At 71.9% G+C, this 16,554-nt stretch carries 17 protein-coding genes; 10 read left to right on the top strand and 7 right to left on the bottom strand.

Annotation, left to right across the window (positions count from 1 at the left end; translation table 11 throughout):
- Positions 1-134: 134 nt before the first annotated feature.
- The 6 genes from ACIBVL_RS42270 (at position 135) to hemC (ending at position 7,475) form a co-directional block, all read left to right on the top strand.
- Positions 135-2,324, top strand: a complete 2,190-nt coding sequence (locus tag ACIBVL_RS42270) for an MMPL family transporter (RefSeq protein WP_399106442.1) — start codon at positions 135-137, stop codon at positions 2,322-2,324.
- Positions 2,325-2,440: 116 nt separating this feature from the next.
- Complete coding sequence (locus tag ACIBVL_RS42265) at positions 2,441-3,649, top strand: sensor histidine kinase (RefSeq protein ID WP_399106440.1); 1,209 nt, start codon at positions 2,441-2,443, stop codon at positions 3,647-3,649.
- Positions 3,646-4,359, top strand: coding sequence for a response regulator (locus ACIBVL_RS42260; protein ID WP_399106438.1), 714 nt, complete (start codon positions 3,646-3,648; stop codon positions 4,357-4,359). The genes ACIBVL_RS42265 and ACIBVL_RS42260 overlap by 4 nt, the downstream gene beginning before the upstream one ends.
- 75 nt (positions 4,360-4,434) lie before the next feature.
- Positions 4,435-5,418, top strand: a complete 984-nt coding sequence (locus ACIBVL_RS42255; protein WP_399106436.1) for an ATP-dependent DNA ligase — start codon at positions 4,435-4,437, stop codon at positions 5,416-5,418.
- A 143-nt stretch (positions 5,419-5,561) separates the two neighbouring features.
- On the top strand, positions 5,562-6,338 hold the full coding sequence (locus ACIBVL_RS42250; RefSeq protein WP_399106434.1) for an NPP1 family protein: 777 nt from the start codon (positions 5,562-5,564) through the stop codon (positions 6,336-6,338).
- 201 nt (positions 6,339-6,539) lie between these two features.
- Positions 6,540-7,475, top strand: a complete 936-nt coding sequence (gene hemC / locus ACIBVL_RS42245) for a hydroxymethylbilane synthase (protein ID WP_399106432.1) — start codon at positions 6,540-6,542, stop codon at positions 7,473-7,475.
- A gap of 39 nt (positions 7,476-7,514) precedes the next feature.
- Here the strand turns inward: hemC and ACIBVL_RS42240 are convergent, their stop codons facing one another.
- The 4 genes from ACIBVL_RS42240 to ACIBVL_RS42225 all read right to left on the bottom strand — a co-directional run bounded on the left by ACIBVL_RS42240 (position 7,515) and on the right by ACIBVL_RS42225 (position 10,310).
- The gene (locus tag ACIBVL_RS42240; protein WP_399106430.1) at positions 7,515-8,033 is read right to left on the bottom strand and encodes a hypothetical protein; all 519 of its coding nucleotides are present in this window, start codon (positions 8,031-8,033) and stop codon (positions 7,515-7,517) included.
- 189 nt (positions 8,034-8,222) lie between these two features.
- The gene (locus tag ACIBVL_RS42235; RefSeq protein WP_399106428.1) at positions 8,223-9,071 is read right to left on the bottom strand and encodes an ABC transporter permease; all 849 of its coding nucleotides are present in this window, start codon (positions 9,069-9,071) and stop codon (positions 8,223-8,225) included.
- On the bottom strand, positions 9,031-9,858 hold the full coding sequence (locus ACIBVL_RS42230) for an ABC transporter ATP-binding protein (protein WP_399106426.1): 828 nt from the start codon (positions 9,856-9,858) through the stop codon (positions 9,031-9,033). Before ACIBVL_RS42230 ends, ACIBVL_RS42235 begins: the two co-directional genes overlap by 41 nt.
- Positions 9,855-10,310 carry a MarR family winged helix-turn-helix transcriptional regulator gene (locus ACIBVL_RS42225; protein ID WP_399106424.1) on the bottom strand — a complete coding sequence of 152 codons (456 nt, stop codon included), beginning with the start codon at positions 10,308-10,310 and terminating at the stop codon, positions 9,855-9,857. The genes ACIBVL_RS42230 and ACIBVL_RS42225 overlap by 4 nt, the downstream gene beginning before the upstream one ends.
- Positions 10,311-10,577: 267 nt before the next feature.
- On the opposite strand from ACIBVL_RS42225, the gene ACIBVL_RS42220 reads away from it, so the two are divergent.
- Complete coding sequence (locus tag ACIBVL_RS42220; protein ID WP_399106422.1) at positions 10,578-11,369, top strand: RNA polymerase sigma factor SigF; 792 nt, start codon at positions 10,578-10,580, stop codon at positions 11,367-11,369.
- 30 nt (positions 11,370-11,399) lie between these two features.
- On the opposite strand, the gene ACIBVL_RS42215 is transcribed toward ACIBVL_RS42220, so the two are convergent.
- Positions 11,400-11,735, bottom strand: a complete 336-nt coding sequence (locus tag ACIBVL_RS42215) for an ANTAR domain-containing protein (RefSeq protein WP_399106420.1) — start codon at positions 11,733-11,735, stop codon at positions 11,400-11,402.
- Positions 11,736-11,843: 108 nt separating this feature from the next.
- On the opposite strand from ACIBVL_RS42215, the gene ACIBVL_RS42210 reads away from it, so the two are divergent.
- Complete coding sequence (locus ACIBVL_RS42210; protein WP_399106418.1) at positions 11,844-12,647, top strand: VOC family protein; 804 nt, start codon at positions 11,844-11,846, stop codon at positions 12,645-12,647.
- A gap of 63 nt (positions 12,648-12,710) precedes the next feature.
- Here ACIBVL_RS42210 and glgX read toward each other — a convergent pair whose 3' ends face one another.
- Together glgX and ACIBVL_RS42200 are read right to left on the bottom strand one after the other, a co-directional pair.
- Entirely contained in the window at positions 12,711-14,858 is a 2,148-nt protein-coding gene (gene glgX, locus ACIBVL_RS42205; RefSeq protein ID WP_399106416.1) for a glycogen debranching protein GlgX, read from the bottom strand.
- Positions 14,855-15,367: a pep a2 gene (locus ACIBVL_RS42200; protein WP_399106414.1), complete on the bottom strand. Its 513-nt coding sequence runs from the start codon at positions 15,365-15,367 to the stop codon at positions 14,855-14,857. Before ACIBVL_RS42200 ends, glgX begins: the two co-directional genes overlap by 4 nt.
- A gap of 226 nt (positions 15,368-15,593) precedes the next feature.
- Between ACIBVL_RS42200 and ACIBVL_RS42195 the strand changes: the two genes are divergently transcribed.
- The gene (locus ACIBVL_RS42195) at positions 15,594-15,893 is read left to right on the top strand and encodes a DUF5133 domain-containing protein (protein ID WP_399106412.1); all 300 of its coding nucleotides are present in this window, start codon (positions 15,594-15,596) and stop codon (positions 15,891-15,893) included.
- 83 nt (positions 15,894-15,976) lie between these two features.
- The coding region (locus ACIBVL_RS42190; RefSeq protein ID WP_399106410.1) for a maltotransferase domain-containing protein at positions 15,977-16,554 on the top strand (578 nt) is incomplete at its 3' end.

Below are 16,554 nucleotides of genomic sequence, written 5' to 3'. Positions count from 1 at the left end.
GGGGGACGACGGGTGCGGTGCGCCGTACTGCGTTCTCAGTACGGCCGATTGTCGGCAGCCGCACGACGACGCGGGGGTGGGGCGGCCGGGAGCCTGGGGCGGTACTCGAGATCAGATGGGGAGACCTCCGTTCCATGGCCGTATTTCTCTCTCGACTGGGCCGGCTGGCCTTCCGCCGACGATGGCTGGCGATCCTGCTCTGGGTGGCGGTGCTGGCCGGTGCCGGCGCGGCCGCCGCCGCCGCGCCCGCCGTCGAGGACCCGGGCAACTCGATGCCCGGGATCGAGTCCCAGAAGGCGTTCGACCTGTTGGAGCGGCGCTTCCCGGGGACGAACTCGGACGGGGCGTCCGCACGGGTCGTGTTCGTCGCACCGGACGGGCAGAAGGTCACCGCCGCCGGGCACCGCGAGGCGATCGAGGCGTTCGTCGCGGAGGCGGCCGACGGCTCGCAGGTGGCGAGCGCGACGGACCCCTTCGGCGCGAAGGCGGTGAGCGCGGACGGTTCCACCGCGTACTCGACGGTGTCCTTCAAGGAGAAGGCCGACGACCTCACCGACGCCGGCAAGGACCATCTGCGGGCCGCCGTCGACCGGGTGCGGGACTCGGGGCTGACGGTCGAGGTGGGCGGTACGGCGCTGGCGACGCAGCCGGCGGCGGGCGGGACCGGTGAGGTGATCGGCATCGGGATCGCCTCGGTGGTGCTGCTGGTCACGTTCGGATCGCTGGCCGCCGCCGGGCTGCCGCTGCTGACCGCGGTGATCGGCGTGGGCATCGGCATGGCCGGGGTCCTGGCGCTGGCGAGCACCTTCGGACTGTCGGAGTCCACCGGCACGCTGGCGACCATGCTGGGCCTCGCGGTCGGCATCGACTACGCGATGTTCGTCGTCTCCCGCTACCGGGAGGAGCGCGCCAAGGGCCTCGCGCCGCAGGAGGCGGCCGGGCTCGCCGCGGGCACCGCCGGTTCCGCGGTCGTCTTCGCCGGGCTCACCGTGATGATCGCGCTGGCCGGTCTGTCGGTGGTGGGCATCCCGATGCTGACCAGGATGGGCCTCGCGGCGGCGGGCGCGGTCGCGGTCGCCGTCCTGATCTCGCTGACGCTGGTGCCCGCGCTGCTCGGCTGCTGGCCCAACGCGGTGCTGTCCCGGGCCACGCGCCGCACGGGCGGCTTCACGGACGGCGGCGAACGCAACGCCGGCAGCCGCTGGGCGCGGTTCGTACTGCGCCGGCCGGTGGCCGTGCTGCTGCTGAGCGTGGTGGGCCTGGGCGCTCTCGCCCTTCCGGCGCGGGACCTGCAGCTCGGCATGCCGGGCGACGACCAGAAGTCGACGTCCACCACGGAGCGCCGGGCCTACGACGCGCTCGCGGCGGGCTTCGGGCCGGGCTTCAACGGGCCGCTGACGATCGTCGTGGACGCCGAGGGCGCCGACGACCCGAAGACGGCGGTGACGGTGATCTCCGGGACGATCGCCGACGAGAAGGGCGTGGTCTCCGTCTCGCCGGCCCGCTTCAACCCGGCGGGCGACACCGCGGTCTTCTCCGCCACCCCGGCGACCGGTCCCAGCGACAGGAAGACGCAGGACCTGGTCAACGCCATTCGCGACGACCGCCCGGGCATCGACTCGGACACCGGGGCGACCTTCGCGGTCACCGGCACCACGGCCGTGAACATCGACGTCTCCGAGAAGGTGCAGTCGGCGCTGATCCCGTACCTGATGGTCGTGGTCGGCCTGGCCTTCGTGCTGCTGCTCGTCGTCTTCCGGTCCGTGCTGGTGCCTTTGAAGGCCGCCCTCGGCTTCCTGCTCTCGGTCCTCGCGGCCCTCGGCTCGGTGGTCGCGGTGTTCCAGCAGGGCCACGGCGCCTCGCTGCTGGGCGTCACGGAGACCGGGCCGATCATGAACATGATGCCGATCTTCCTGGTGGGGATCGTCTTCGGACTGGCCATGGACTACGAGGTGTTCCTCGTCGCCCGGATGCGGGAGGCCTACGTCCACGGGGACCGGCCGCCCCAGGCCGTGGTGACCGGCTTCCGGCACAGCGCAAGGGTCGTGGTGGCCGCCGCGCTGATCATGATCGCGGTGTTCTCCGGGTTCATCACCGCGGACGAGTCCCTGATCAAGATGATCGGTTTCGGTCTCGCGGCGGCCGTGCTGCTCGACGCGTTCGTCGTGCGCATGGCGTTCGTGCCGGCGGTTCTGGCCCTGCTCGGCGGGGCGGCCTGGTGGCTGCCGAAGTGGCTCGACCGGACGCTGCCCGTCGTCGACGTGGAGGGCGAGTCCCTCACCCGTGAGGCGGCCCCGGCGGAACGGGAGACGGCCCCTGTCTGACCGTTTCCCCGGCTCTCCGGGGAAGGGCCGCCCGAGCCTTCGTGCCGGGCGGCCCCCGCCCGTCGCGTGCGACGGGCCTCGTCCACCATGGGACCAGCCCCCGACCGGAGAAGCCGATGATCATTCCCTGGCAGCGGTACGCGGACGACCACGCCCGTACCGTCGACACGATGACGGCCGCCGTGCTGTTCGCCGCCTTCCTGTGCGGGAGCGAGATCGCCATGCCCCGCTCCGCCCAGCCGAACGCGGCGCTCCCGACGATCGTCCTCGCGGCCGTCGCCTGTGGGACGCTGCTGCTGTGGCAGCACACCCGACCCCGTACGACGGTGGCGGTGACCGCGTGCTGTGTGGCGGGCGCCAGCGCGGTGGGCCATCTGATCACCCCGCTCCTGCTGGGGCCGACGATGCTCGCCCTGTACCGGGTGGCGGTGACCGCCCGCCGCCGCACGACGCGCCGGTGCTACCTCGCGACCGTCGCGCTGGTCGTCCCGGCGGCCCTGGTCCTGGACCCGGTCGACCACCCGTGGGTGATGAAGACGATCAGCCCGGCGGTCTGGCTGCTGTTCCCGGTCGTCACCGGCAGCCTCGTCCGGCTCCAGCGGCGCTATGTGGAGGCCGTCCAGGCCCGTGCGGAGTACGCCGAGCGCGGCCGCGAGGAGGAGGCGCGGCACCGGGTCGTGGAGGAGCGGGTGCGCATCGCGCGCGAACTGCACGACGTGGTCGCCCACCATCTGGCCCTGGCCAACGCCCAGGCGGGCACGGCCGCGCACCTCGCGCGCACCCACCCCGACCAGGTGCAGCGGATCCTCGACGACCTCGCCGGTACGACGGCGTCGGCGCTGCGCGAACTGAAGGCCACCGTGGGCCTGCTGCGCCAGGCGGAGGAGGGCGACGCGCCCCTCGCCCCGAGCCCCGGCCTCGGACAGCTGTCCGAGCTGACGGAGACCTGCGCCTCGGCGGGACTGGATGTGCAGGTCGCCCTGGAGGGCACGCCGCGGCCGCTGTCGCCCGGGGTGGATCTGACGGCGTACCGGATCGTGCAGGAGGCGCTGACCAACGTCACCAAGCACTCGGCGGCGCGGACGGCGCAGGTGCGGCTGAAGTTCGGCCGCGACCGGCTGACGATCACCGTCACCGACGACGGCACCGCCGTGCCCTTCGACGCCGCCGACAGCCGGGGCTTCGGACTGATCGGCATGCGCGAGCGGGCCCAGTCGGTGGGCGGCGCCCTCCAGGCCGGGCACCGTCCCGAGGGCGGTTTCCAGGTCACCACCCGGCTGCCCCTCTACTCCGACACCCCGGCACTCCGAGAACGGACCCCATGACCATTCGCGTGCTCCTCGCCGACGACCAGGCCCTGCTGCGGGCCACCTTCCGGATCCTGATCGACTCCTGCGACGACATGGAGGTGGTCGCCGAGGCCACCGACGGCGCGGAGGCGGTCGCTCTCGCCCGCAGCCACCGTCCGGACCTGGTCCTGATGGACATCCGTATGCCGGGCACCGACGGCCTGGCCGCCACCGCCGCCGTCTGCGCGGACCCGGACCTGTCCGGCACGCGTGTGCTGATCCTGACGACCTTCGAGATCGACGAGTACGTCGCGCGGGCGCTGCGGGCGGGTGCGAGCGGCTTCCTCGGCAAGGACGTCACCGCCGATGCGCTGCTCGACGGCATCCGCACGGTCGCCGCCGGCGAGTCCCTGCTCTCCCCGCTCGCCGCCCGCTCCCTCATCACCCGCTTCCTCGCCTCCCCCGCCGAGGGCGCCCGCCTCGCCTCCCCCGACGACCTCGCCGCGCTGACCGCGCGCGAGCGGGAGGTGATGGCCTGGGTGGCCGAGGGCCACTCCAACGAGGAGATCGCGGAGAAGCTCTTCGTCAGCCCCCTCACCGTCCGCACCCACGTCCACCGCGCCATGACCAAACTCGGCGCCCGCGACCGCGCCCAACTGGTCGTCATCGCGTACCAGTCCGGCCTGGCCCAGGCCGCGCCCCCGCCGTCGGACACCCGACACCGCTCGGGCTTCTCGGGCGACTGAGCCCCGCCGCCTCCGTTCAGGGGAAACGGCCGGGCGACGCGCGTGGCAGGTGGCGTGCGTGTCGACAACTCACCCATGCCCCTCCCCGTGATCTCCCCCATGCTCGCCACCCCCGGCACCCTCCCCCCGCCCGCCCAGGAGGCGCGCTGGGCCTATGAGACCAAGCAGGACGGGCAGCGGGCCGTGGTGTATCTCGCCGGGGACGGGAGTGTCGGGCTGCGGGCCCGGTCGGGTGAGGACATCAGCGGTGCGTATCCCGAACTGCGGCCGCTGGGCGCGGCGCTCGGTGCGACGGCCGCCGTGCTGGACGGGGAGGTGCTGGCGCTCGACGAACAGGGCCGGGCCGACTTCCAGTTGCTGCAGTCACGGATGGGGCTGGTGCGGGCGCCGGTCAGGGCGGCGCGGATGGCGGCGGCCCAGCCCGTGCACCTCGTGCTGTTCGACGTGCTGCACCTCGAGGGCCGCTCCCTCCTCCGCCTCCCCTACGCCGAGCGCCGGGCCCTGCTGGAGGCGCTCGGGCTGGAGGGGCCGTTCTGGTCGACGCCGGGCGCGCTGGTGGGACACGGGCGGGAGGCCCTGGAGGCGACCCGCGCGCACGGGCTGGAGGGCCTGGTCTGCAAGCGGCTGGACTCGGTGTACGAGCCCGGGGTCCGCTCCCGGGCCTGGATCAAGATCCGGAACATGCGTACCGCCGATGTGCTGATCGGCGGCTGGTCGCCGGGCAGGGGGTGGTTGACCGGGCTGCCCGGGGCCGTACTGGTCGGCCAGCGGACCGGCGCGGGCCAACTGCGCTACGTGGGCAGCGTCGGCACCGGCTGGAGCGAGGCCGAGCGCACCGAACTCACCGCGCTGCTGCGGACCGTGGCGACCGACGTCTGTCCCTTCGACGCCGTACCGCCGGTTTCCGGCGCCCACTGGGCCGTGCCCCGGCTGGTCGGCGAGGTCCGCTACAGCACCCGTACCCGGGCGGGGCTGCTGCGCCAGCCGTCGTGGCTGCGGCTGCGCCCGGACCTCACCCCCGAGGAATCGGCGGCCGACCTTCCGGACACTTCCGCCTGACACGGCACCAGATGACCAAGTATTGGGCTGTGCTTCATCACTGATACGCCTCCACAGTCTTGGCGTGTACGCGCAAACCGGGGAAGCTGAACCTCCCTTTCCCCCACAGCCGTTCGGCTGCGCCCGGATCACAAGGAGACGCAGTGTCGTCACCCACGTTCAAAGCCCACCGCAGGAGATGGCTCACCGGACTCGCCGGTGCCGCCGCGCTCGTGCTCGGCGCCCCCTCGGCCGCCTTCGCCGCTCCTCCCCAGGCGCTGCCCCAGAACGCCGAGGCGGCGGAACTGACGTACCGGCCCGGGTTCGACTACGACACGGACGGCTGTTACTCCACCCCCGCCATCGGCCCGGACGGCACCGTCAACGGCGGTCTGAAGCCGACCGGTTCCCTCAGCGGCGACTGTCACGACGCCTCCGACCTGGACAACACCAACAGTTACTCGCGCTACAAGTGCAACAACGGCTGGTGCGCGTACATGTACGGCCTGTACTTCGAGAAGGACCAGGCGGTGGCGGGCAGCAGCATCGGCGGGCACCGGCACGACTGGGAGCACGTCGTGATCTGGGTGCAGAACGGCACGGTCCAGTACGTCTCGACGTCCAACCACGGCTCGTTCACGGTGCACGCCGCGTCCGAGGTCCGCTTCGAGGGGACCCACGCGAAGATCGTCTACCACAAGGACGGCATCAGCACCCACTGCTTCCGGCTCGGCAACTCCAACGACGAGCCGCCGGAGAACGACAAGCACACCTGGCAGTACCCGCCGCTGGTCGGCTGGAACGGCTACCCGTCGGGCCTGCGCGACAAACTGAGCGCGTACGACTTCGGCAGCGCCAACTTCGGCCTGAAGGACGCCAACTTCGTGAACCACCTGTCGTCGGCGAAGCCCTCGGGGATCGCCTTCGACCCCAACGCGTAGCCGCCGGTGCGGGGATCGGTCCCGGCCCAGGACCCCGGCCGCCCCCGGGTTCCGCCCGTGGCCGATCCCCGTCCGCCTTCCATGGCGGCCGGACGGGACGCGGATCTCTACCCCTTCGGCCGGTGTCCGACACCCTGATCGGCGGGCGGAAACCGGGGAAGGCGCGCGGTGCGGTGGCCGTGAGGGTCTATCGTGTCCCGCATGTCCGTCCCGGAACTGATTCGTATCGTCTCCCGCGACTCCCCCATGGCGCTGGCCCAAGTGGCGCGTGTCCGCGCGGAGTTGGCCGCCCTGCATCCCGGTGTGCGCACCGAGGTCGTCCCCGTGAAGACGACCGGCGACAAGTGGATGGGCGACCTGTCGAAGGTCGAGGGCAAGGGCGCGTTCACCAAGGAGGTCGACGCCGCGCTGCTGGCCGGTGAGGCGGATCTGGCGGTGCACTGCGTCAAGGACGTCCCGGCGGACCGGCCGCTGCCCGCGGGGACGGTGTTCGCCGCCTTCCTGAAGCGGGACGACATCCGGGACGCCCTGGTCCATCCGGGTGGTCTCCCCCTCGACGAGCTGCCGGACGGCACCCGGATCGGCACCTCCTCGGTGCGCCGGGTCGCCCAGCTGGCCGCGACGCATCCGCACCTGGAGTGCGTGCCGTTCCGCGGCAACGCCAACCGGCGGCTGGAGAAGCTGGCGGCGGGCGAGGCGGACGCGCTGCTGCTCGCGGTGTCCGGCCTGGAACGTATCGGCCGGACCGACGTGATCAGCGAGGTGCTGTCGCCGGAGACGATGATGCCGCCGATCGGCGCGGGCATCCTCGCTCTGCAGTGCCGCCAGGGCGACACCGACCTGATCGACGCCGTCAGCGGGCTCGGCGATCCGGCCACCCACCGGGAGGCCACGGCGGAGCGCATGTTCCTGCATGTGCTCCAGGGCCACTGCAACAGTCCGATCGCCGGGTTCGCACGGGTGGACCGCAGCGGCGAACTGTCCCTGCGGGCGTGTGTCTTCACCCCGGACGGCAAGGTCCGGCTCAACGCGCACGAGTGGGCGGGCCGCCTCGACCCGGCGACGCTCGGTACGTCCGTGGCGGTGGCGTTGCTGCGTCAGGGCGCGCGGGAGATCATCGACGGCATCCCGCACTGAGGCGCCGGGAACACCGAGGGCACCGGGACGCGGACCGCGTCAGGCGGTGCCCTCTTCGGCTGCCTGGTCCCGCAGGAAGGTGCTGATCTGGTGGGCCAGGCTCTCCCGGGCCGTACCCGCCGGCGCGGACCCCTCCTGCAGTCCGATGCCGCCGGTCCACAGCCGGCGCTCGGCCCACTCGTCGTCCACGCGCAGCTGGACCTGCACGTCCACCTGGCCGAGCGCGGCCTCGGGTCCTGCGGCGTAGAGGACGGCGGTGGCGCGGCGCAGCGGGTAGACGTCGAAGCCCTCGATGAACTGCGAGTTGCGCCAGTCGATGAACGCGCTCTCGCCGTCGGGTCCGATCCGCACGTCGATCTGCCCGTCCTCGAGGTGGATCGTGGAGTGTCCGGCACCCCGGTTCTCGACGGTCACCCGGAGGCGGAAGTACGTCAGGCCCTCCGCGGCGTCGTCGCGTCCCCTCGGCGGCTCGGACTGCTCCAGCCGGTGGACACGGACACGCAGACCGGCATGCTCGTCGTACTCCTGCCAGTCCCCGACCACGTTCGGCTCGTACACAGTCCACCTCTCGACTTCTACGGGCTGCTTCCTATCCGTGCGCTCAGCGCACTGTCAAATGAGCAGAATGCGCTGTGGCCAGGGGGTTCACCCCTTTTGATCGTCGATCAAGCCGTGCGCAGGAAGAATCCGCCCGCGGCGGTCGCGGGGCGGTCCGCGGGCGTGCCGCACATCACGTCGCCGGCAAGATCAGCGGGCGAGCCGGCCGAGCAGTGCGGAGGCGGCGGTGATGCCGAGCACGGCGGCCAGAATCAGTACACCGAAGTCGAGGGCGAGATGGTCGGGCGTGCCGAGGAGGAGTCCGCGCAGGGCGTCCACCTCGAAGCTGAGGGGGTTGACCCTGCTGACGGTCTGGAGCCAGCCCGGCATGATGTCGACGGGGTAGAGGGCGTTGGAGCCGAAGAACAGCGGCATGGTGATCGCCTGGCCGATGCCCATCAGGCGGTCGCGGCTGAGGACGATGCCCGCGATGGTCATCGACAGACAGGAGAAGAAGGCCGAGCCGAGGACCACGATCGCGGCGACCCCGAGCAGTTTCAGCGGGTTCCAGGTCAGGGCGACACCGAGCAGCGCCGCGATGACCACAACCACGACCGCCTGGATCACCGACTTCACCCCGGCCGCGAACGCCTTGCCGGTGATCAGCGCCGAGCGCGGGGTGGGGGTGACGAGGAGCTTGTTGAGGACGCCGGCGTCGCGCTCCCAGATGATCTGGATGCCGTAGAAGATGGCGATGAACATCGCGGACTGGGCGATGATGCCTGGCGCCAGGTAGTCGATGTAGGGGATGCCGTGGGTCGGGATCGCCTTGATGCGGGTGAAGGTCTGGCCGAAGATCAGCAGCCAGAGGGCGGGCTGGACGGCCCGGGTGTACAGCTCGGTGCGGTCGTGGCGCAGTTTCTGCAGTTCGACCGCGCACAGGGCGGCGATCCGGGCGGGAAGCAGCCGCCAGCCCGCGCGCGGCTCGGGCGGCCGTAGGAGCAGGCTGATTCCGGGGTCAGCCGACGCGCTGAGCGGTGCGGCGGGTGCTTCGGACATCGCGGAAGTCTCCTGAACTGTCGTCGAGGCCGCTGCCGGCGACGTCCCGGAAGACGTCCTCCAGGGTGGGCAGCGGGTCGGTGGCGGCCACGCCCCGGCCGGCACCGAGCCCCCGCCGGAGATCGGTCGGGGTGCCGAGGGCGCGGATGCGGCCGCGGTGCATCAGGCCGACCCGGTCGCAGTACTGCTCGGCCTCGTCCATGTAGTGCGTGGTCACCAGGACGGTCATGCCGGTGGCCTCGCGTACGGCGGTGATGTGCTCCCAGACGCCGGTGCGGGCGATCGGGTCGAGGCCGATGGTCGGCTCGTCGAGTATCAGCAGCCGGGGTGCGCTGACCAGGGCCTGGGCGAGTTCGAGGCGGCGGACCATGCCCCCGGAGTAGGTGCCGGCGAGCCGGTCGGCGGCGTCCGTGAGGTCGACGGCGTCCAGTGCCTGGGCGACGCGTTCGGCGCGTTCGCGGCGGGGCACGTCGAAGACGCGGGCGAAGAGGGCGACGTTCTCCCGGCCGGTGAGGTTCTGGTCGGCGGACAGCTGCTGGGGAACGTAGCCGAGCAGGCGCCGCACGGCCATACGGTCGTGGGCGGCGTCCCGGCCGAAGACGGTGACCATGCCGGGCGGGACGGGCAGCAGGGTGGTGATGCAGCGGATGGCGGTGGTCTTGCCCGCTCCATTGGGCCCGAGCAGACCGAAGACCTCACCCTCCGCGACGGTCAGGTCGAGCCCGTCGACGGCCCTCGTGGCCCCGAAGGCGTGGGCGAGTGATGTGCAGGCGACGGCGGCGTTCATGACTCCTCGGCCTCCCCGTGCAGGCTGACGGCGAGGGTGCGCAGCGCCGGGAGGGCGGCGCGCAGGGCCTCCCGGTCGGCGGCGTCGAGTCCGGTGACGTGCCGGCGGACGAGCGCGGCGCGCCGCTGCTTCCAGTCCCGCAGCCGGGTCTCGGCCGCCTGGGTGAGCAGCAGCCGGACGGCACGCCGGTCGGCGGGGTCGGTCTCGCGGACCAGGTGGCCGTCCCTGACCAGATGGTTGACCAGGGTGGAGACGGAGTTGCCCGCGAGGTGCAGTTCCTTGGCGGCCTCGGAGACACCGATGCCGGGCCGGGTCTCGACGAGCCGCAGCAACTCGACCTCGGCGCCTCGCAGCCGGGGGACCGTCAGCCCGGCGCGCAGCCGGCGCCTGAGCAGCCGCTGGATGCCGACGAGCGCGTCGGCGAGTTCTTCCGGGAAGGTCTCCTCGTCCACATCACCGAGATTAGCTCTGAAGCAGAGGTAATAACCCAAAGAGAAGACAAAGACGGTGAAGCCTAGAATGGAGACCGGATAAATCAGGACAACTGTTTCAGAACGACCAGCAGTGGGAATGGGCAGGGAAGTGCTTCGGAACGGAGGCACGTCCGTGGGACCCCGCCGAGCGGGCCGCCCCGGCCGATCGCCGAACCGTCCGAGCGCGCGCTTCCCCACGGGGCCTGTCCCATCCATCGGCACCCCTTCTTCCGGAAGGCGCGCGAGATGCGTACCACCGTCAGAAGCAAGCAGCACCCCCACGACGACGCCCCGGACACCGCCGACTCCTTCGCCCGCCTCGCCGGCCTGCCCGACGGACCCGAGCGGCAGGCTCTGCGGGACGAGCTGGTCCGGGTCTGGCTGCCCATGGCCGAGCGGATCGCCGTGCGCTTCCGCGGCCGCGGGGAGGCCCTGGAGGACCTCTACCAGGTCGCGGCCCTCGGTCTGGTCAAGGCCGTCGACCACTACGACCCGGACCGCGGCCGCGCCTTCGAGGCGTACGCGGTACCGACGATCACGGGCGAGATCAAGCGTCACTTCCGCGACCACATGTGGACGCTGCACGTCCCGCGCCGGGTCCAGGACCTGCGCAACCGGGTGCGGCACGCCGCGAAGGAACTCTCCCAGACCACACCGGGACGGGCCCCGACCGTCGCCGAGATCGCCGCGTTCGCGCAGCTGAGCGAGGACGAGGTGAACGCCGGGATGGAGGCGCTGGAGTGCTTCTCCGCGCTGTCGCTGGAGGCCGAGATGCCCGGCACCGACGGCTACGCGCTGACGGACGCCCTCGGCGGCTCCGATCCCGGCTACGACACCGTCGTGGACCGCGTCGCCGTGGCGCCGTCCCTGCGGGCCCTGCCCGAACGTGAACGGACCATCCTCTACCTGCGGTTCTTCCAGGGCATGACCCAGAGTCACATCGCCGAGCAGCTGGGCATCTCGCAGATGCACGTCTCACGGCTGCTCAGTGCCTGCTTCGCCCGGCTGCGCGAGGAGGTCGTCGCCGAGGCGAAATGAGTGCCCGGAGCCCGGTCGGCGGTCCGCGGCTCACTCCAACGGGGGCGCGCCCGGAATCCGGGTGGGGCCGTGCTGGTCCAGGAGGGCCTCGAGCTCCACCCGGATCCGGCCGGGCATCTCGCCGCTGCGGCCCCAGATGAGGATCGGCTCGCAGACATTGCGCAGCTTGATGTTCGTGTGCTGCGAGACCTCGCGCAGGATCACCCATCCCTCGTCCGGCGTCACCCGCCCCAGGGCGACCATCACGCCGATCGCCTGGTCCACCACGGCATGGGAGGCGACCGCCTCCTTCAGCTGGCCGGCCTCCCTCCGCAGCTCGAAGATCCTGGCCGTTTCGTCGCCCGGGTCGTGCGGTACTCGTGCCACCTCTCCATCGTGCCACCGGGTCACTCGGCAGGCGCCCGGGCCGGTCACGGCCGGACACTGGTGGAAGACCGCATGCCTGCCGCCGGCCGACTCAGGAACGCGAGCACCATGAACGATCAGCCGTCCTCCACCCCCGGTGCGAAAGAAGCCCTCTCCACGCACTCCGTGTTCGGCGCGCCCTGCTGGGTGAGCCTGACCAGCCGCGATCTGGAGGCCACCCAGGAGTTCTACGGGGCCGTCCTGGGCTGGCGGTGGCGTCGCGGCACCCTGGGCGACCACTTCCGTACGGCGCTGGTCAACGACGTTCCCGTGGCCGGGATAGCGGCCGTCGCCGCGATGTGGCAGATGGCGGTGGCCTGGACGCCGTACTTCGCCGTGCCCAGCGCGGACGAGGCCGCCTCCCGGACCCGGGAGCGCGGCGGGACGGTGGCCGTGGGGCCGATCTCGCTGCCGCCGGGCCGGGCGGCGCTGCTGGCCGACCGGGAGGGCGCGACCTTCGGGGTCTGGGAGGGAAAGCTGATGGGCAACTGGGAGGCGTGGCGACAGGCGGCTCCGTCCTTCATCAGGCTCCACACCCGCGACGCCTTCGACTCCGCGATCTTCTACGGCGAGATCCTCGACTGGGCCACGGACCGCCCCGGATGCTGCGAGGTCCGCTACGAGAGCGGCGAGGTCGTGCTGCGCAGCGGGGACGACATCGTGGCCCGGATCGAGTCGGGCGCGCTGGAGGCGGCCCCCGATCCGACGATCCGGCCGCACTGGCAGGTCCACTTCGCCGTCGCGGACGTGCCGGGCTGCGCACGGGCCGCCGAGAAGCTCGGCGGCAGCGTGCTGCGCGAGACGGCCGACGAGGCGATCCTGCGGGACCCGGACGGCGCCCAGTTCACGGTGACCTCGCACCGCCAGCGGTGACCCTCCGCCGGTCGGGCCGCGCTTCACGCCGTCGGTCGGCCGCGGCGCCTTGTGGCCGGTCCCCTATTCAGAGCGGCGTGGGGGTCGGGTCAGCACGATCAGGCTGCGGGACTCCACCGTGACCTCCGCGCCGGCCTTGTACTCGCTCTCGTCGCGGCCGCCGTCGGGGTCCGCCGTGTCGACGCACACCGTCCAGCGCTCCCCGTAAGCGGCGCCGGGGAGGCGGAACGCGACGGGTTCCCAGTAGCTGTTGAACAGCAGCAGGAACGAGTCGTCGATGACGGGCCGGCCCCGGTGGTCCGGTTCGGCGATGGCGTCGCCGTTGAGGAACACGCCGACGCTGTGGGCGTCGGAGCGCTGCCAGTCCCGGTTACGCATCTCGCGCGCGTCCGGCTGCAGCCACACCAGGTCCGGCAGCGGCTGCCCGGCACGGGTCACGGTCTCGCCGTGGAAGAAACGGCGCCGGCGCAGCACGGGGTGGGCGGCGCGCAGGGCGACGAGCCGCCGGCAGAAGGCGGTCAGGCCCCGTTGCTCGTCGGTCAGCCGCCAGTCGATCCAGGAGACCTTGTTGTCCTGGCAGTAGGCGTTGTTGTTGCCGCGCTGGGTGCGGCCGAGTTCGTCGCCGTGACTGATCATGGGGATGCCCTGGGAGAGCAGCAGCGTGGCGAGGAGGTTGCGCTGCTGGCGGGCGCGCAGCTCCAGGACGTCCGGGTCGTCGGTGGGGCCCTCCACCCCGCAGTTCCAGGAGCGGTTGTGACTCTCGCCGTCCCGGTTGCCCTCGCCGTTGGCCTGGTTGTGCTTGTCGTTGTAGGAGACCAGGTCGCGCAGGGTGAACCCGTCGTGCGCGGTCACGAAGTTGACGCTGGCGCGCGGCCGGCGCCTGCTGTGGGCGTACAGGTCGGAGGAGCCGGTCAGCCGGGAGGCGAACTCGCCGAGCGAGTGCGGCTCGGCGCGCCAGAAGTCCCGTACGGCGTCGCGGTACTTGCCGTTCCACTCCGACCACAGCGGCGGGAAGTTGCCCACCTGGTAGCCGCCCTCGCCGACGTCCCAGGGCTCGGCGATCAGTTTGACGCGGCTGATGACCGGGTCCTGCTGGATCAGGTCGAAGAACGCCGACAGCCGGTCCACCTCGTGGAACTGCCGGGCCAGGGTGGCCGCGAGGTCGAAGCGGAAGCCGTCGACGTGCATCTCCGTCACCCAGTACCGCAGTGAGTCCATGATGAGCTGGAGGACGTAGGGGTGGCGCATGAGCAGGCTGTTGCCGGTGCCCGTGGTGTCGTAGTAGTGGGACCAGTCGCCGTCCACGAGCCGGTAGTAGGAGGCGTTGTCGATGCCGCGGAAGGAGAGGGTCGGGCCTTTCTGGTTGCCCTCGGCGGTGTGGTTGTAGACGACGTCGAGGATCACCTCCAGCCCGGCCGCGTGCAGCGCCCTCACCATCTCCTTGAACTCGGTGACCTGTTGCCCCCGGGTGCCCTGGGCGGCGTAGGCGTTGTGCGGCGCGAAGAAGCCGATGGTGTTGTAGCCCCAGTAGTTGGACAGGCCCCGGTCGATCAGCACGCCGTCCTGCACGTACTGGTGGACCGGCATCAGCTCGATCGCCGTCACACCCAGCGAGGTGAGGTGCTCGGTGACCGCCGGGTGCGCGAGACCGGCGTAGGTGCCGCGCAGGGCGCGCGGGACGTCGGGGTGGGTCCGGGTCAGTCCCCGGACGTGGGCCTCGTAGATGACGGTATCGGCGTACGAGCGCCGGGGCGGGGCGTCGTCGCCCCAGTCGAAGCCGGGGTCGGTGACCACGCCGAGCAGGGTGTGCCCGGCGCTGTCCGCCGGGTCGGGACGGTCCCCGGCGCGCTCGAAGAGGGAGGCGTGGTTGTCGGTCTGGCCGTCGACGGCACGCGCGTAGGGGTCCAGGAGCAGCTTCGCCGGATTGCACCGGTGTCCGGCGGCCGGGTCCCACGGCCCGTGCACGCGGTAGCCGTAGCGCTGCCCCGGGCCGGTCCCGGGCAGATAGCCGTGCCAGACGAAACCGTCGACCTCGGTCAGCGGGACCGTCCGGCGGCTGCCGTCGTCGTCGACCAGGACGAGTTCCACGCGCTCGGCGACCTCGCTGAACAGCGCGAAGTTGGTGCCTTTCCCGTCGAAGTCGGCACCCAGGGGGTAGGGGTGGCCGCTCCAGGCGGGCACCCCTGCCCTCCGGTAGGGCCGTGAGGTCACCGGGCGTCCTCCAGAACGCCGTTCGCCTGGTCAGCAGGCGCGGCCAGGGCGGCCACCGGCAGTTCGCGCGGCACTTTCAGGCCCTCGCGCAGGCTGGGCTCAGGCGCGGTGGGCACCAGTGGCACGCGCTCGCCGGCCCGGGCGCGCTGCGAGAACCAGATGACCTTGCTGCCGGTGTCGGTGGCGCAGCACCCCCAGCCGTCGCTCATCGCGGCGATCCGCTCCAGGCAGGCCCGCAGGTCCTGGTCCGGGCGGAGTTCGCGGTCGTTGCCGCCGATGGCCGTGATCAGATGCTGGCCGTTCCACCACATCTCGATGGAGGTGGACTTGTCCGTCGCGTGCTCGTCGATGGCCTTCAGCAGCATCTCGGCGCCGCCGCAGACGGGATCGACAAGGTTCTCGAGGTCCCAGTACTTCAGGTGAGCGGCCAGGATGCGGTTGACCTGTGTGACGCGCTCCGGACTGACGTCCACGTCGAGGTGGTAGTAGCAGGGCACTGCGGTCTTCATCGTCGTTCGCTCCTCACCGGCGAGGCTCCCGCTCCGCGGGCCCTCACGGGCCGAAAATGCGGAGGGTGAGCGCTGATCGCTTCTGAGTCACCTCCACAGTGCGGGCGTTAGTCCGTTCGTGCAACACGAGCGCACTCCCGAGGTGATTGAAGATCCAACAAGACGCTGGGTGTCGGCGCGTGCACCATGAGTGGAACATTCATCGAGCCCGAAAGGTGACTGCGTCATGCTGCTACCGGCCAAGACCGAGGTCGCCAGGCAGTTGCGGCGGTACCGGGCGTGGGAACGCGTCATGCTCGCGTCCCCCGCCGACCGCGCGGTGCGGGCCACCTTCGAGGACTCGGGTTACACGTTGTGCGTGCTGATGGGCAAGCGTTGCGCGCGCGAGGCCGCAGACGCGGCGGAGCGTTATCTGCACACACCGCTGGCCGCCTACCTCCAGGAGCAGGACGGGCGTCCCCGGCCGGCCACGCCCGTGCGGCGCGCTGCCCGGCCGGCGGTCCGGCCCTCTCCCGCGGCGCGGTAGCGGTGGCCCTGTTCCCGCGCGGGAACGGGAGCCGGGCGGCGGGCCCGGCGGACAACACGAACACCAAGACGAAGGTGAGACACATGAGTTCGACCCCTGTCATCGGCCGTGTCCCGGTCCGCGAGGTGCGGCCCGCGGTGGAGGGCGGAAGGCGCCCGGCCAAGGCCGTCGCGGGGGAGTCGTTCCTGGTGACAGCGACCGTGTTCGGCGAAGGGCACGACGCCGTCGCCGCCAACGTCGTGCTGCGCGGCCCCAAGGGCCGTCGCGGACCCTGGAGCCCGATGCGTGAACTCGCCCCCGGCACGGACCGGTGGGGCGCCGAGGTCACCCCGGACCTGCCGGGCCGCTGGACGTACCGCGTGGAGGCCTGGAGCGACCCGATCACCACCTGGCGCCGGCACGCGCAGATCAAGATCCCGGCAGGCATCGACGTGGGGCTGGTCCTGGAGGAGGGCGCCGGGCTCCACGAGCGGGCGGCCGACGGCGTACCGAAGGGCCGGGCCCGGACGACGCTCCTGAAGGCGGCGCGTGCTCTGGGCGACGGCAACCTCTCGGCCTCGGCCCGCCTGGCGTCGGCGCTGACACCGGAGGTCGACGCGGTCCTGTCCCGGTATCCGCTGCGGGAACTGGTCACCTCCTGCGAGCCGTTGCCGCTCCTCGT

It is taken from the genome of Streptomyces sp. NPDC049687, from assembly GCF_044465285.1.
GTDB lineage: Bacteria > Actinomycetota > Actinomycetes > Streptomycetales > Streptomycetaceae > Streptomyces.
This window is presented reverse-complemented; position numbering and strand designations above follow the sequence as displayed.

Excerpts from the sequence above, each read along its gene's own strand:
- ACIBVL_RS42270 (WP_399106442.1), top strand. The coding sequence starts at position 135 with ATGGCCGTATTTCTCTCTCGACTGGGCCGGCTGGCCTTCCGCCGACGA.
- ACIBVL_RS42265 (WP_399106440.1), top strand. The coding sequence starts at position 2,441 with ATGATCATTCCCTGGCAGCGGTACGCGGACGACCACGCCCGTACCGTC.
- ACIBVL_RS42260 (WP_399106438.1), top strand. The coding sequence starts at position 3,646 with ATGACCATTCGCGTGCTCCTCGCCGACGACCAGGCCCTGCTGCGGGCC.
- ACIBVL_RS42255 (WP_399106436.1), top strand. The coding sequence starts at position 4,435 with ATGCCCCTCCCCGTGATCTCCCCCATGCTCGCCACCCCCGGCACCCTC.
- hemC (WP_399106432.1), top strand. The coding sequence starts at position 6,540 with ATGTCCGTCCCGGAACTGATTCGTATCGTCTCCCGCGACTCCCCCATG.
- ACIBVL_RS42235 (WP_399106428.1), bottom strand. The coding sequence starts at position 9,071 with ATGTCCGAAGCACCCGCCGCACCGCTCAGCGCGTCGGCTGACCCCGGA.
- ACIBVL_RS42230 (WP_399106426.1), bottom strand. The coding sequence starts at position 9,858 with ATGAACGCCGCCGTCGCCTGCACATCACTCGCCCACGCCTTCGGGGCC.
- ACIBVL_RS42220 (WP_399106422.1), top strand. The coding sequence starts at position 10,578 with ATGCGTACCACCGTCAGAAGCAAGCAGCACCCCCACGACGACGCCCCG.
- ACIBVL_RS42210 (WP_399106418.1), top strand. The coding sequence starts at position 11,844 with ATGAACGATCAGCCGTCCTCCACCCCCGGTGCGAAAGAAGCCCTCTCC.
- ACIBVL_RS42200 (WP_399106414.1), bottom strand. The coding sequence starts at position 15,367 with ATGAAGACCGCAGTGCCCTGCTACTACCACCTCGACGTGGACGTCAGT.
- ACIBVL_RS42195 (WP_399106412.1), top strand. The coding sequence starts at position 15,594 with ATGCTGCTACCGGCCAAGACCGAGGTCGCCAGGCAGTTGCGGCGGTAC.